Here is a 13795-nt window from a genome sequence, read left to right on the forward strand (position 1 = left end):
TGAACGGGGCTATCCAGGACGGCTCAGACGCCGTGATCACACCAGCCACCGCAAGATCATCTCACCCGTGACCAGCAGTTACGGGACAGCCCTTAGACAAGATAGGCCTTTACTCAGCCCGGCATGGTTATGCCTTTAAGATCAAGAAGTTCCAGGAGGACGTGACGGAGTTCATGAGGGATGCCGAGGGGAAGGACATCGACGTTCTCGATGAGGTCGCCATTCAGGATGTTCGTAAGCGCAGCCGCGAGGACTACGGAACACCGGTGGACCAAATAGCACAGGCAACTACCACAAGACGCAAGAATTTCCGGCCTCACACCGAGACCCAGGAGCCACCTGCCGAGAATCCTCCATCGTCGAGAGTTGACCTCGCGCAACAAAAAGCTCGGGAAGCGAACCGAAGCAAGGAAGAAGCACGGAAGGAGCAACAGTCGGGCTTGAAGCCGCCATCTATCACTCGTAGGTCTCCAGGCACTAATAGGCGCTAGGACTACGGAGGCAGAAATGGGACGTATGGACTGGCTGTTTGGCAAAAGGCCCCCACCGCCAGAAGTCGATAGCGCACCAGCAAGCCGGAGTCCATTTGAGAATATTGCGAGAGCTGAACGGGGTGCAGGAAGATCATTCAGGGGACTCATGGGCGCTCTCCGCGGGACGGCCTCGGGTCGCGTCAAAGTATGTCCGCATTGCCATCGCTCGATGGATCCCGAAGAAACCCATTGCCCTGTTGGCCACTACGTCGGGTAGCACCCCACTTCCAGTAGTCATCTATGACCATGACTAGGAGAGCCGACATGACCAGAGGTCGGATCACCTCCGTATGCCTAGCAATGTTCCTCTCCATCTTCGCTGGCTCCGCCGCTGCCTCGCCGCTTCCACCCCCGCCCCGACCAGAGGACATGCTCCCATTTCTCCAATCGATTACAAGGCAGGCGAAAAACGGAATTTCATCCCTTTCACATTCCGTGGAAAATGGCGAAGCGTCGGCAGTTAGAGAAAGCTTGAGGCGGATGTCGAACCAGCTCGACAGTGTCGCCTCTCCGCGTACCCTGACTACCGAGGAGCAAGCCGCACTACAAGTAGCTCAAGCAGCGCAGTATAGGTACCAGGCAGCAGTTAGTTACTCTCTCGAGATACCGCAGTCTGCCGCAATTCTTGCCGAGAGTGTACGACCACCCCAAGTCTCCACCGGGGATACGTACTGGATAGTGCTGAAGAACGATCTCAAGAAGAAGGCCGATGGCTATATTAAGGAGTATGCCTGTGAGCAGACGTGGAACGCTTTGACCCCAGACAAGAAGCAACAGCTGGCCGCTCCAACGACCAATGCAGAGGAAGAAGTGAAGGAGTATGTGGCCGCTGTCGCTGAAAAATTCAAGTCGACACTTGTCGGGCAATATATCATCTGGTACAACTTCACTAACGGGATTGCCGATAAGGCTCAACAGCTTCTATCGCAGGGGCACCTGACTGCACCGCCGCAGGCGTACGCTTACTACGTCCACTATTGCCTGACTCCCCCTACTCGACCTTGATTTACAAGCACGCCGTTTCTCTTACGGGAGTCTTACTAGGGTTGGTGAAACTTCTAACGCCCATTTGGCAAAGTGGCCGAATGAACCATCTGGATACCCACAACGAGCACACGATGGCAGCACTTCCGATTGGCCAAGCCGACGACGCGATCCTGCGGGCCGTCAACCGGTTCAACTACATGACTGCAGCCCAGGTTGGACGTCTGCTGTACCCCTCGGCCTGCGACGAGAACCGCTATGTCCAGCGCCGTCTCCGCCGACTTGCTAAGGCCAACTACCTGCTCCGTCTCCGAGAGCTGCCGACACCACGCATCGGGTCAGCACCGCACGTCTTCACGCTCGCGGATCAGGGCCGGAAGTACCTCTCCTCACGAGGGGTCCTCCTCACCAGCCCGTACTACCGCCCCTCTGAGGAGCGTCAGAAGGCTGTCGACAACCCCTTCATGGAGCACACCCTCGCGGCGGTTGACGTCCTCGTGGCCGCAGAAACGCTCTGTCGCGACTACGTGGTCGCAATGCCTTGTCTTCTCACCGAGCGCCAGCTCAAACGGATGAACGTCAGAGTCCAGCCGGCGGGCCGTCCCAAGGCCAGCCTGACCGCGGTCATCCCAGACGCCTGGTTCGTCTTGACTGTCGGTGCTCAGGATCCCGTCTGTATCGCCTTGGAGCTTGATCGAGGGACGGAGGGACAGCAGCACTGGCGCCGCAAGGTGGCCGCCCTCGTGGCCTGGGCTGAGGGGCCATACCGCGAAGCGTTCCACGCGGACAACCTGACCGTCGCTGTCGTCGTTCCAACGATCGCGCGTCGTGTCCAACTTGCCGATTGGACGCACGATGAGCTTGCCGCCATCGACAGGACCGAGCTCGGGGACATCTTCCTCTTCACCGAGGCCTCCCCTGTTGCGACCGACCCTTTCGAGTTCTTCTTCGATCCCCTGTGGCGCTCGGCAGCGCAGACAGCGTTCGTGAGTCTGCTCGACGCTCCCCAGCCAGCCGTACTCGAGGACACACCGGTCGAACCCATCGAGACTCTTCCCGCATCGGTGGAGGACGCGGAGGACTTCCCGTGGGCCTTGATGGATGAGGGGGTGGAACGAGAGATCGAATGAACCCGTCTGCCCGCGAGCCCAAGATCCCTCTCGGAACGTACTGGACGTGGTTCATCCGCCGCACCCTCTACCTGCCGCTTGATGCCGCACGGGTCCACATGCACGTTCTGGGCAAGACCGGATCCGGCAAGAGCTACTTCCTCGCCTCGCTCTTTCTCTCCCTGTATCTCGCCGGCCAACCGGTCACCCTCATCGATCCCCACGGCGACCTGGCCCAGCTGGTTCTCACCCACCTCGTCGCTCAGGGCCAGCTCCAGACGCCGCAGCAGCGTGAACGCCTGATCTACCTCGACGTCCCCGCGGCTACCGCCGAGAACCGCTTCCTTCCGTTCAACTTCCTCGCCCAGCCGTATGACGACCACGCCATGGCGGAGCACGTCGCTGAGGCCGCGAGGCGAGCCTGGCCCGAGCTCGCACAGGGCGCCCCCACCTTCGAGAACATCCTCAAGCACTCGGTTGTGGCTCTACGTGAAGCCTGCCTCCCCCTCACCCGTCTCTCAGACCTCCTCACGGACACGGCGTACCGACACCATCTCCTTGAGACCCGCATCCGTGACCCTCAGGTCATCCGCTTCTTTCGTCTGCGCATGGACCAGTGGGGGCGTGACGCCCCGCTGATGAAGGAGTCCACCCTCAACAGGGCCGATCTCCTCACCCTCTCCCCCGTCCTGCGCTACGCCCTGGGCAACGAGCGCAACGTCCTGGACTTCCGCCGGCTCATCGACTCGGGGACCTCCCTCGTCGTTAACCTCTCCTTGGCCTCCCCTGATGCACGCCGGCTGTTCGGCTGTCTGCTCACTGTGGGCATGGAGACCGCAGCACTCAGCCGCGCTGATCTCCGCGCCACAACAGCCGCCAGGACGCCCCACGTTCTGATGCTGGACGAGTTTTCCCAGTTCATGTCGCAGAGCGAGGAGAGCCTGACCCGGATGCTGTCGGAGACTCGCAAGTACAAGCTGTTCTGTGTCATGGCGCACCAGAACTGGAGCCAGGCCTCAGACCGCCTCAAGGGGGCGCTGCAGAACGTTGGCATGGAAGTCATCCTCAAGGCCGGCCGACCCGATGCCGAGCACTCAGCCCGTCTCTTCGGACGTGTGGATCCAGACGCCGTGAAGCACGTCGTCTCGGACGAGGCCGCCGAGGAGCGCACGCACCCTACGTACTACCCACTCCAGGAACAGTGGGAGCGCCAGGTCCAATCGATCCAGCAGCTCGGCGTGGGCGAGGCGTACATCCGCCTGCCTGACGACCAGGTGCACCGGGTCCGTACCCCTCGACTCCCCGACCTCCGAGGACTCCCCCACGGCCTGGCCGAGGTCGAGCGTTACTACCTCGATCGGTACTTCGAGCCGCCTGCGCGGGAAGCGACGTTTGGCCCGCTACCTCGTATAGGACGCCGCACGTGAGGCAGACAGGAATTTACCCATTGATCTTGAACTCCCGATTTGCTATAAACAAGGAGCTATATGAAGTACTTAGAGTCCAAACCAGGTATCGCTAGCGGCCACCCTGTAATAAAGGGCACGCGCCTCCGCATTGCTCATATCTTGAAGATGCGTCTTGAGGGCGTCAGTCTCGAAGAAATGCACGAGTGGTATCCATGGGTTTCGTTGACCATGTTTCGTGGCGCGATAGATGAGGCCGTTCAGCACTTTGATCGTCCCGCCCATGTCTAAGCCATACCACAAACACAAACTTCTCTTCGATGAAGGCATGCCTCCCCGTCGGTGGTACCCACGCCTCAACGAGCATTTCGACGTCAAGCACATTGCCCACGACTACGACATGGCTGGAGCTGACGACAAAGACGTCTACGCTCTCGCCTATAAGCAGCAAAGGATCATCGTCACTATCAATCGCGACGACTTTGAGCATCTCGTTGGTACACGAGAGGATGCCGGCGCAATCTCCGTCCCTGACGGACACAGCGCAGCGCGAGTAGACGGCAAGCTCACCTCATTGTTGATGCACAGAGGGTCAAAATTCTTTCAGGGCAGACTCATCCCCTTGGGTGGAGAGGAAGCCAGAAGCTAAGGTGGCTCCGTCTGGCCGGTTCACAGGACACGTTTCACGTTTCACCGATTGACTGACTGATGATTTTTCCTTTCCTCCCTTAATTGACGTTCTCTTGCGGGTGTTCCTCTCGGGTCAAGGGTCGGCGTAGCCGGCTTGCGTAGCCCTTGACGCGCAGGACGGCCGCGGCAGCATCACGGCATTGGGAGGAAGGCACATCCCATAGGGCTTAGTTGTGTTGACCTGCCATGTCGCAGAAGAAATGTTCCTCGACGGCACATTGAGGCTGAAGACACTTCAACACATCAGGTTTGATCCCGTAGTTGAGTACCGCTCCCCCACTCCAGCCTTGACAGTCCATGGCGGCCCCTCGGTCTGGGCGCTTTGTCATCTACCTTACAGAACCGGCTTATAGCCCGGTGATATAAGCAAACCCACGGCGTTGCATCAAGCTTCGCCTGTTCCTTTACAACAACTCGGGATAGGGGTTTGCCATGAAACCGGCTGAAGTGCTGCGAGCAGCAGCGAACATCATCGAATGCCACGGCCATAACAAGGGATCCGCCTATGCGTACCCTCGCATACGCCGTACGGGTGGTGCGACATGGGAGCAGCTCATCGAAGATGCAGTCACCCGCGCGCCTGTCTCGGTTGAGGGCGCGATGGAGCGCGCCATCTGGGGCAAGGTGCAGCGTTTCGATTCATTCCGTTTTGAGACTGGGAAGCTGGCCGAACTAATTGAGACCAGGAACTATTTCTGTGACTGGCTCACCTGGACTCGCGGTATCACGAACATGAGTGCCTGGAACGATGATCCAGACACGACGCCTGAGATGGTGGCTCTTCTGCTCCGTAAGGCAGCAGATGATTGGACCGACCCACCATTCTGAATACGTGAAGGGACACGAGGAGACAGACATGTCTGGTGAGCGCAGGCTGCGCTCATGATTATCAACCAGATCTGCCTGGTCAAATTTTTAGGGCACCCAGGGATGTGGTCTAGCGATGCGCTAGAACGAGGCGTGAGCCTCACACATACCGCTGGGTGCCCTTTTACGTAGAGCGGCCCCGAGGCTTTACCCACCTACCTCGCGCTGGGGCCCTACGCGGGAAGACCTCATCGGACATTAAGGGCAGCTGCACCGCCGCCCGATCCGCCGGTAAGCGTAAGGCCTTCCCGCTCCCATCACGATGCAGGCCACCGGCCAAACCCTCAGGGCCAGGAGCCGGCGTTGCACGAGGGACGCGTGGTCGTTCAGCGTGCGTCTCAGTCCGTGAGCGTCATGCGCCAGAAGCGAGTCACTGTCTCGCGGTAGCCCTGGTGGGAAGGGTTCCGCCCGACGTGTTGGAAGGCCCAGCTGCGGGCAGTTTCGAAGTCCTCGTCAGGGTCTGACGTCGCGCAGCAGGTGGCGCACTGGAGTTCGTGGACCATAGACGGAGCCTCGGCCGCAGTCTCCGGGCTCATCTTCCAGTCAGCGAAGCGGGTCACGGAACGAGTGCTCACAGGACTCTCCTTCGCCGTGCTCGGGCGTTGACGACAGCCACCTTGGCATGCAGCCGCTCGCGCGCATCTGCCGGCCGCAGGTCGTCCGCCGATGCTTCCCACCCCTCACCGCCAGCGGGTGGCCGCAACTGCACGGACTGTCCCTCGTCGTTCACGACGAAGCCGGTCCGCCCCGTGCTCCTGTCTGTCAGGAGTACGCCGATGTGGATCTCGACAGTCTCCTGCTCGCTGCTCACGACGAACTCCCGCGGCGTACAACCTCGGCGAGCTTCATCGCGACATCCGCACGCACACGTCCGAGCTCCACCAGGCTCAGGTACGGGCTTGCGAAGTCGCGATCCAGCGACGGCAGTACGATCCCCGCTCCGGCCAGCGCTTCTTGCAGTTCTGCCACAGTCTCGTCAGCAGTGGGCTTTACGTTGGTCTGCTTCATCGCCATGTCCCGGGACGATAGGAGTGGGTCGACCTCGGCGGGGCGGTGCTTCTTCTTGCTTCTTGATCGGCTGCGACTGCTTCCAGCCGCTTCTCCCACGTGCCGCTGTCACCCCCTTCTGCTTCTCCTGGCCAGTGACTACGGTTCGGAGCGGATTGGCTACAACGATCACCAGGAGGCGTGTCATGCAACTCCGATTCATCGGTACGACGTCCGACGACGGGAAGTGCCCGACCCTCTATGAGACGGACGATGGGCGGATCGTCGTCCAGGGGTACAGGCTGACTGACGAGGAGGCCCTGGAGCAGCTGCGGGACGTGCTGCCCGGTGAGACGTTCGTCGTGGTACCGCGGGAGCTGCTTACCCGCTTCGCGCCCAAGGAGTAGGCCTTGCCCCACCTGATCGACAGCGACGAGATCGACCGTCTCTTCCGGGAGGGCTTTGAGCACACTGCCTGGCGGCTGGAGAGCCGGCGGGCCTACCAGGTCGACTACGAGGGAGAGACCTACCAGCGGTTCCTTCGAGGAGAAGAACCGGCTCGCGATCCGGACCGTCCCTGGCTCGTGAACATGCGCAGACAGACTGGTGCGGGCAAGCGTGTTGAGCGCGTTCGTCTCATCGATGATCCGCCTACGACCTACCAGCGCTATGGCCTGACGGGCGTGCCAGCTGCTGTGGAGGCCGGAGAGGACGTCCGGTACCTGCCGCGAGCCCAGGCCCAGCAAGTCGGCCTGCCCGCTGAGGACTTCTGGCTCTTCGACAGTCGCTACGTCGCTCTGTTCCACTACGAGGGTGACGAGCCCATCGGCCTGGAGCTGATCGACGATCCGGCCCGCGTTCTGCGTTACTGCCAAGTACGCGACGCTGCTTGGCATTACGCCATCCCCTACAAGGAGTTCGTGGCTCAAGTACCTTCCGCTGTGTGAGCACGGACTTCCAACGAGCCAGAGAGGCCCTCGGTGCGCGACTGCGCGAGCTGCGTACCGAGGCTCACCTCACCCACCGGGAGCTAGCAGCCGGCCTCGGCTGGGCCCACTCCAAGATCTCCAAGCTTGAGACCGGCAAGCAGACAGCGTCGATCGCTGATCTTGAGGCATGGGCGCAAGCAACCGGCGCTCCTGAGGCGCTGTCGGAGCTGAAGAACAGCCTCCGTCGCCTTGAGACCCACTACCGCTCGTGGAGACGACAGCTGGCTGGCGGCCATAAGGCTGTTCAAGAGGCCGCCCTTGTCGAGGAGCAGCAGGCCCAGACCATCAGGGTGTACGAGACCTCCGTCATCCCTGGCATTTTCCAGACGCCGGACTACGCCCGCCATCTCTTCACGCACTCGGCTCGGCTACGCCGTTCCCCCCGAGACGTTGAGGACGCCGTCCAGGCTCGCATGCGCCGCCAAGATGCCCTCTACCAGCGAGGCCAGAAGTACCGCGTGATCATCTGGGAGGCGGCCCTGTACGCCATGATCGGTGGCCCAGAAGTCATGGCCGGCCAGCTTGACCGCCTCGCAGGGATCATCGGGCTGAGCTCCGTCACCCTCGGCGTGCTTCCCTTCTCTGCATCCCTGGACCTCACGCCGAAGCACGGCTTCTGGATCCACGATGAGCGCAACGTCGTCGTGGAGACCCTCAGCGCTGAAATGGAACTCAAGGACTCCGAGGACATCGCGCTGTATCTGCGGCTGTGGGACTACTACGACCAGACAGCTGTTTACGGGCCTGCCGCGCACCGAGCGATTGCTCGCGCTCGCCACACCTTGGGAAACTGAAAGATACGCCACTTTTGTTGCTGTATTGACAAATTGGCGCAACTTTGTCATATTGAACAATAGTTACCCAATATGGACATTGAGGCGATTGCTAAACACTTCGGTTTGACCGAGCACCCATTCATCAGTAGTCCTGACCCGCGGTTCCTGTACTTCTCGTCTCAGGTCCGAGAGGCCCTGGCCAAATGCGAATTCATGGCGCGTGACCGCATAGGGCCTATCTACATGTACGGGCCGATTGGTTCCGGAAAGACGTCACTCGTTCGCCGGCTACACGAGAAACTGAGCCAGGACGAACGATACAACGTCAAGCTACTGATCTCTCCCAATGTTAAAAGCAGCAACGCCATGTTGCGTCTCATCATGGAGACGTTCGACGTTAAGACCGAACGGTCGTACGGGGCATCGCTCGGAAACTTCGAGCAGTTCTTAGCCGATCAACTGCAGAGCGGAAAGATCCCCGTTTTGCTCGTTGACGAGGCCCAGAACATCACTCGCGAACAGCTCAAGCTTGTTCACTACCTTCTTAATTTTGAGACCAACACGACGAAACTTCTTCAGATCGTGCTGGTTGGCCAGGAAGAGCTGGGGACAAAGATCATTGGCTATCGCGAGCTCGCGTCCCGCATGTTCCCTATCGCCATGAACGCTATGTCTCTTGAAGACCTACGCGACATGATTCAGTTCCGACTTACTGTTGCCGGCCGTCGAGACCCCCTCTTCCAAAACGAAGATGCCGAAGAGGCCTATCGATTGCTCTACACGTACACCAAAGGCCTTCCCAGAGACGCTATCAAGGTTTGCTTCGAACTCCTTATCGATCTCGCTGTTGCCGGACGTACACACGCTTCAGCACAGCAGGTAGAGGAAATCGCGAAGGCGCAAAACCTGCGCATCTAACCTATGGGAAGATTTGACTTACTTACTCAACGCCCAAAGCCGTTGGCTCCAGTCAACGAGAGCCCTGTTACCCCTGATCCGAGTTCACTCCATGCGCCAGCTGAAGAAAATCCTGCCGGCCCGGCCCATAGGCCCGGCCTTCAGGCCCGGCCCGGTGAGCATAGAGCCATTCGAAACCGGCACAAGTTTGATATTTACGAAGATCAGTACGAGGAACTCTTGAGTATTTCGAACGCGGAGCGCGGACCAAATGGGCTGCCAGGCAGCATGAGCGCCATGGTTCGAGAAGCTATTGACATTTACCTCAAGTCCCGCAAATCCGCCCGCTAGGTCGCTTCCCCTGCGAACTATCTCGTTGCAGAACCGTTCGCGCTTCTTTACCCGGCCCGGCCGGAAGGCCTGGGCCTGGCCTAGTCCCGGTCCCGGCCCGGTACGGGCCCAGACCCGGTCTGGCTATGGTGGTATTCAATCTGCTTTCATCAAATAGCAGACACAGCAGCCGCCGTCTCCCCCATTTCGGGGTTTGCGACTAAAGATGGACTAGCTGGCCGTGAGCAAGTGACCGAATGACTGAAGCAAACATGGTCGATCCACTAACTACTGGATCTATCTAGGACGCTGGGGATCACCCCAGTTGATCTGAGTTACCTCATCGACGAGTCGCTGACCGTATGCCTTTTAAAGAAGCGACGCGTCAGCGTCGATAGGCAAGCGAAGGGAAACGAGAGAACGAAGCGAGCGGGGAATAGGGAACCCCCAAGGGGGATTCAGGGGGGTTGCTTCGTCGTGCCCAAAAACGGCGCGAGGCTAGCTTTGAGTACAGACGTTGATCGGAAATGGTGAACGAGTACGCTTTGTACCCATACCGGATGTCGTACCGTCTCAGGCCGGTACAGCGACCGGTACGCCAAGGACCGGTACACCCGGGGCCCTGCGGGCGATGAGCGGCTGGAAGGAAACGCCCCGCTCAGCGGGGGTTGGAGGGGGTTCCAAGACGGGGGGAGTCAGCCGCGCCATGAGGGTGAGACATGGCCTCCCGTGCGGTCGGTGTCGCGGCTGACTCCCCCCGTCCTCTCCACCAGCACACAGGGTCTACGACCGGCCCTTCGGGTGTGTGCTGGTTCCGAGTCCACCCCCAAGGGGGCCACAGTGGCCACCCGACGGCTTTCCTTCCAGACCTTCCTTCCGTCAGGTGGCAGCAGACCGCTTACGCGGAAGAGCGGATCCCGCGGAGCGGCATAGAAGAGCGGCCGGCGTTGCCACCAGTGAGCCTTAGCGGGCCGGCTGCGGAGGAGGGGAGTTGGTGGGATTTAGCTGGGTCGGTTTCGGGTTTCCGTAGTAACTACCTGTGCGCCTCCTCGCGCTTTTGCAGCGTGCCACATGGCTTCCACAGTCGCGCGAAGAAGCGCAGAAAGGAGGTGCATGTTATGGAGTACACGATCATTCGGGTATATCGGGTTCCCGCTCGATCTCAGGTTGAGGTAACCGATCGACTCATGAAGGCGTTCGAGCAACACTCTGAGCGGGACTACCACGCGACGGACATCGTGAAGGGTCCCCGCGGTGACAGTAAGCCAGCGATGGGGTATCGCTCTACGCCTTGGTGGATCTTGTTTCGACGGCAGTTGCTGGGTCGATAGATAAGGCGGGCTTGGCGGAGGCCCGCCTCTTCGGCCGCGCGCTTTCGGCGGATTCTCCCGTTCCAAATGCCCTGTCTCCGGCGTAGATTTGTAGCATGGCGGGAGTAGTCATACCTTCAGGCAGACTCCCTCCCCGCAGCGGGCCGTTCAGGAGGGTTCGTATGCCGCACAGTCTTCACGAGATCCGCTCGTGGGCAGCCACGTGTGACGTCGCCAAGGCTGCCGAAGCACTGGGTATCTCTAAGTCGCATCTGTACGAGCTGATCAAGCGGGACCAGGTCCCGTTCCGCGTCGTCTCGTTTGGCAACCGGTACCGAGTTATCACTGCATCGCTCATCCGCTATCTGGAGGCAACCTGAGGAGCGTGGGGGGATTGTTGATCGTGTGAGTATGCGTAAGAGGTAGGTGCCCGATGAGCGAGCCGATCAGCAAGATAACGCTCAAGGACGGAACGACTCGGTACCGCTTTGTGACCGACGGTCCTTGTCGGCCTGACGGCCGTCGACGGCAGATCCGAAAAACCTTCGACACCAAGAAACAGGCGCGTGACGAACTGGCTCGCATTCGGCACCAGTCCGCTACGGGTACGTACATTATTCCGACCAAGCTCACTGTTGATGAACTTCTGGATCTGTGGCTCAAGAGCGCAACCCGAGGTGTCGAGGAGGCGACCGCCTCCAACTACGACAACGCCATCCGGCCGGCGCGACTGTTTCTCGGTGACAAGCGGGTGCAGCAGCTGACCGAGGAGAATATCGAGGAGTTTGCCGACTGGATGCTCACCCGCGGAAGGCAGCGTGGGGGAAAGCCCGGCACTGGTCTGAGCGTGCGCTCAGTACGACTTACCCTGGGTCGGCTGCGCTCCGCGCTCAATCTCGCTGTTCGGCGTGGGTGGGTTCCCCGCAATGTCGCCGAGCACGTGCGCGTTTCGCGCGACGCGCTGCGAAAGGCAGCCCAGCATGACGCCGAGCGTCGCCCGTGGGATGAGGCGGAGGTAAAGGCCTTCATCGAGGCGATCAAGGAGGATCGGCTCTTCGGGGTAATGCTCCTCACCCTCATCGCCGAGCGTCCCGCTGAGGTGTGTGGAACCCGCTGGGAGGGAGACGTTGACCTGAGCGGGGAGGGGACTATCGCGGTCGGCAATACCCGCACCATTGTCTATGACCGCAGCCTTCCCAAAGGGTCGCGGAACAAGGTCGTTGAGAAAGACCCCAAGACCCGAAACGGGAAGCGGGTGCTTCCCCTGCCCAAGCCGCTCCAGAAAGCGCTGGTTGCGTTCCGCGCTCGGCAGGTGCAGGAGCGGCTCGCTGCAGGCGAGGCCTACGAGTCCAGTGGCTACGTCGTTGTCGACGAGCTCGGGCACCCCTTCAAGACGGACAAGCTTCGCCGCGAGGCGCACCGACTGATGGTCCAGGCCGGCGTGCGCAAGGTACGCCTCTACGACGCTCGCCATGCGTGCCTGTCCTGGATGGCGAACAACGGGGTACCCGACACCGTCGTCTCCGCCTGGGCCGGTCACAGCGACCTGTCCTTCACCAAGCGGGTCTACGTCCACCCCGACCCGCGGAGCCTCAAGGCCGGCTCGGACAAGCTGGGTGAACTGCTGGCCGGTGCGGGATGATCAACAGCGTCTGTGACGAACTGTGACACGACAGCCCAGAGAAACGATCAAGGGCCTTGCCTCACCGAAGTGAAACAAGGCCCTCATCTGCGACTACGAGGCGAACCTCTAGTCGGGACGACAGGATTTGAACCTGCGACCCCTTGACCCCCAGTCAAGTGCGCTACCAAGCTGCGCCACGTCCCGTTGTGCTTTGTCCGGTTCTTTCTGGGTTTCCCCTGCCCCGGCGGCACATGCAGAACATTACCCCACGCAGAGGGGTGTGCATGCACCGGTAATCGGCCCGGGGGAGGATGAGGTGGTGAACGCACGGGATCGGGATGTCGACGGGCGGGCGCGGAGCGCTCGGCCCAGGGATGGGCTGGGGCGGCCGCTGCCCTACGGGGCGCCGGGGGTGGAGCGGCAGCCCGAGGGGGTGGTGCGCTCGCCCGGCGAGACCGTGCGCGAGGCGCAGCGGCTGCTGGACGCGGGGATGCCGTTCCACGCGCACGAGGTGTTCGAGGACGCGTGGAAGTCGGGGCCCGAGGCCGAGGCCCCGCTGTGGCGCGGCCTCGCGCAGCTCGCCGTCGGGCTGACGCACGCGGCGCGCGGGAACGCGGTCGGCGGGGCGCGGCTGCTGCGGCGCGGGGCGGTGTCCCTCACGGGGCGGGAGGCGTACGGGATCGACGTGCCGGGGTTGATCCGATGGGCCCGGGAGCTGGCGGCCCGGGTAGAGGCGGGCGAGCGCATCGACCCCGCGGCCGAGTCCCCCCGCCTGATCGGCGCCGGCACGCCCGATCCGTAAGCCGCACCCGCGCACTCAGGCCGGCGATTCCAGCCTCGCCGGCGATTGAGGCGTGGGGTCCGGGGCGGAGCCCCGGTCCGTAAGCCGCACCCGTGCACTCAGGCGGGCTGGAGCAGGTCCCAGCGGTTTCCGTACAGGTCTTCGAAGACGGCGACGGAGCCGTACGGCTCGTGGCGCGGCTCCTCCAGGAAGCGGACGCCCTCGGTGGTCATCCTGGCGTGGTCGCGCGCGAAGTCGTCGGTGTAGAGGAAGAAGCCGACGCGCCCGCCCGTCTGGTCGCCGACGCGGGAGCGCTGGGCGTCGTCCTTGGCGCGGGCCAGCAGGAGCGCCGATTCGGTGGCGCCGGGCGGGCGGACCACGACCCATCGGGAGCCGTCCGGGCGGGGCGTGTCCTCGGCGAGGTCGAAGCCGAGGGCGCGGGTGTAGAAGTCGATGGCCTCGTCGTAGTCGTGGACGACGAGGGCGGTGAGGGCGATGTGGGAGGGCATGCC

General features: G+C 61.5%; 16 protein-coding genes and 1 tRNA gene. 13 read left to right on the forward strand and 4 right to left on the reverse strand.

All coding sequences use genetic code 11. The features are described 5' to 3' along the window. Positions 1-1211 precede the first annotated feature (1211 nt). From ACFV9H_RS27285 to ACFV9H_RS27310, 6 genes are all read left to right on the forward strand, one after another. The gene (locus ACFV9H_RS27285; protein ID WP_385403048.1) at positions 1212-1538 is read left to right on the forward strand and encodes a hypothetical protein; all 327 of its coding nucleotides are present in this window, start codon (positions 1212-1214) and stop codon (positions 1536-1538) included. Between the two features lie 80 nt (positions 1539-1618). Next, positions 1619-2647 carry a replication-relaxation family protein gene (locus ACFV9H_RS27290; RefSeq protein ID WP_385403051.1) on the forward strand — a complete coding sequence of 343 codons (1029 nt, stop codon included), beginning with the start codon at positions 1619-1621 and terminating at the stop codon, positions 2645-2647. Then, positions 2644-4053 carry a type IV secretory system conjugative DNA transfer family protein gene (locus tag ACFV9H_RS27295; protein ID WP_385403054.1) on the forward strand — a complete coding sequence of 470 codons (1410 nt, stop codon included), beginning with the start codon at positions 2644-2646 and terminating at the stop codon, positions 4051-4053. The genes ACFV9H_RS27290 and ACFV9H_RS27295 overlap by 4 nt, the downstream gene beginning before the upstream one ends. A 60-nt stretch (positions 4054-4113) precedes the next feature. Beyond that, a complete protein-coding gene (locus ACFV9H_RS27300; protein WP_385403056.1) occupies positions 4114-4323 on the forward strand; it encodes a DUF433 domain-containing protein in 210 nt (69 codons plus the stop codon). Continuing rightward, positions 4316-4681 carry a DUF5615 family PIN-like protein gene (locus ACFV9H_RS27305; protein WP_385403059.1) on the forward strand — a complete coding sequence of 122 codons (366 nt, stop codon included), beginning with the start codon at positions 4316-4318 and terminating at the stop codon, positions 4679-4681. The genes ACFV9H_RS27300 and ACFV9H_RS27305 overlap by 8 nt, the downstream gene beginning before the upstream one ends. 473 nt (positions 4682-5154) lie before the next feature. Next, positions 5155-5550, forward strand: a complete 396-nt coding sequence (locus ACFV9H_RS27310; protein ID WP_385403061.1) for a hypothetical protein — start codon at positions 5155-5157, stop codon at positions 5548-5550. 610 nt (positions 5551-6160) lie between these two features. Here the strand turns inward: ACFV9H_RS27310 and ACFV9H_RS27315 are convergent. After that, the gene (locus ACFV9H_RS27315) at positions 6161-6400 is read right to left on the reverse strand and encodes a hypothetical protein (RefSeq protein ID WP_385403063.1); all 240 of its coding nucleotides are present in this window, start codon (positions 6398-6400) and stop codon (positions 6161-6163) included. Then, a complete protein-coding gene (locus tag ACFV9H_RS27320) occupies positions 6397-6603 on the reverse strand; it encodes a hypothetical protein (protein WP_385403066.1) in 207 nt (68 codons plus the stop codon). Before ACFV9H_RS27320 ends, ACFV9H_RS27315 begins: the two co-directional genes overlap by 4 nt. A 179-nt stretch (positions 6604-6782) precedes the next feature. Between ACFV9H_RS27320 and ACFV9H_RS27325 the strand changes: the two genes are divergently transcribed. The 6 genes from ACFV9H_RS27325 to ACFV9H_RS27350 all read left to right on the forward strand — a co-directional run bounded on the left by ACFV9H_RS27325 (position 6783) and on the right by ACFV9H_RS27350 (position 12520). Beyond that, entirely contained in the window at positions 6783-6983 is a 201-nt protein-coding gene (locus tag ACFV9H_RS27325; protein WP_385403068.1) for a hypothetical protein, read from the forward strand. 3 nt (positions 6984-6986) lie between these two features. Continuing rightward, positions 6987-7523 carry a DUF6879 family protein gene (locus tag ACFV9H_RS27330; RefSeq protein WP_385403071.1) on the forward strand — a complete coding sequence of 179 codons (537 nt, stop codon included), beginning with the start codon at positions 6987-6989 and terminating at the stop codon, positions 7521-7523. Continuing rightward, a complete protein-coding gene (locus ACFV9H_RS27335; protein WP_385403074.1) occupies positions 7520-8359 on the forward strand; it encodes a helix-turn-helix domain-containing protein in 840 nt (279 codons plus the stop codon). Before ACFV9H_RS27330 ends, ACFV9H_RS27335 begins: the two co-directional genes overlap by 4 nt. Positions 8360-8431: 72 nt before the next feature. Beyond that, positions 8432-9259 (forward strand): ExeA family protein, encoded by an 828-nt coding sequence (locus ACFV9H_RS27340; protein WP_385403077.1) that lies wholly within the window; start codon positions 8432-8434, stop codon positions 9257-9259. 1801 nt (positions 9260-11060) lie between these two features. Beyond that, positions 11061-11258 carry a helix-turn-helix domain-containing protein gene (locus tag ACFV9H_RS27345; RefSeq protein ID WP_385403079.1) on the forward strand — a complete coding sequence of 66 codons (198 nt, stop codon included), beginning with the start codon at positions 11061-11063 and terminating at the stop codon, positions 11256-11258. 53 nt (positions 11259-11311) lie between these two features. Next, positions 11312-12520, forward strand: a complete 1209-nt coding sequence (locus ACFV9H_RS27350) for a tyrosine-type recombinase/integrase (RefSeq protein ID WP_385403081.1) — start codon at positions 11312-11314, stop codon at positions 12518-12520. Between the two features lie 112 nt (positions 12521-12632). On the opposite strand, the gene ACFV9H_RS27355 is transcribed toward ACFV9H_RS27350, so the two are convergent. After that, positions 12633-12706, reverse strand: a tRNA-Pro gene (locus ACFV9H_RS27355). A 115-nt stretch (positions 12707-12821) separates the two neighbouring features. Here ACFV9H_RS27355 and ACFV9H_RS27360 point away from each other — a divergent pair. Next, positions 12822-13304 carry a DUF309 domain-containing protein gene (locus tag ACFV9H_RS27360; protein WP_385403084.1) on the forward strand — a complete coding sequence of 161 codons (483 nt, stop codon included), beginning with the start codon at positions 12822-12824 and terminating at the stop codon, positions 13302-13304. 98 nt (positions 13305-13402) lie between these two features. On the opposite strand, the gene ACFV9H_RS27365 is transcribed toward ACFV9H_RS27360, so the two are convergent. Beyond that, a complete protein-coding gene (locus ACFV9H_RS27365) occupies positions 13403-13792 on the reverse strand; it encodes a VOC family protein (protein WP_385403087.1) in 390 nt (129 codons plus the stop codon). Between the last annotated feature and the right edge of the window lie 3 nt (positions 13793-13795).

The organism is Streptomyces sp. NPDC059874, from assembly GCF_042731135.1.
GTDB lineage: Bacteria > Actinomycetota > Actinomycetes > Streptomycetales > Streptomycetaceae > Streptomyces.

Excerpts from the sequence above, each read along its gene's own strand:
- ACFV9H_RS27290 (WP_385403051.1), top strand. The coding sequence starts at position 1,619 with ATGAACCATCTGGATACCCACAACGAGCACACGATGGCAGCACTTCCG.
- ACFV9H_RS27295 (WP_385403054.1), top strand. The coding sequence starts at position 2,644 with ATGAACCCGTCTGCCCGCGAGCCCAAGATCCCTCTCGGAACGTACTGG.
- ACFV9H_RS27300 (WP_385403056.1), top strand. The coding sequence starts at position 4,114 with ATGAAGTACTTAGAGTCCAAACCAGGTATCGCTAGCGGCCACCCTGTA.
- ACFV9H_RS27305 (WP_385403059.1), top strand. The coding sequence starts at position 4,316 with ATGTCTAAGCCATACCACAAACACAAACTTCTCTTCGATGAAGGCATG.
- ACFV9H_RS27310 (WP_385403061.1), top strand. The coding sequence starts at position 5,155 with ATGAAACCGGCTGAAGTGCTGCGAGCAGCAGCGAACATCATCGAATGC.
- ACFV9H_RS27320 (WP_385403066.1), bottom strand. The coding sequence starts at position 6,603 with ATGGCGATGAAGCAGACCAACGTAAAGCCCACTGCTGACGAGACTGTG.
- ACFV9H_RS27325 (WP_385403068.1), top strand. The coding sequence starts at position 6,783 with ATGCAACTCCGATTCATCGGTACGACGTCCGACGACGGGAAGTGCCCG.
- ACFV9H_RS27340 (WP_385403077.1), top strand. The coding sequence starts at position 8,432 with ATGGACATTGAGGCGATTGCTAAACACTTCGGTTTGACCGAGCACCCA.
- ACFV9H_RS27345 (WP_385403079.1), top strand. The coding sequence starts at position 11,061 with ATGCCGCACAGTCTTCACGAGATCCGCTCGTGGGCAGCCACGTGTGAC.
- ACFV9H_RS27350 (WP_385403081.1), top strand. The coding sequence starts at position 11,312 with ATGAGCGAGCCGATCAGCAAGATAACGCTCAAGGACGGAACGACTCGG.
- ACFV9H_RS27365 (WP_385403087.1), bottom strand. The coding sequence starts at position 13,792 with ATGCCCTCCCACATCGCCCTCACCGCCCTCGTCGTCCACGACTACGAC.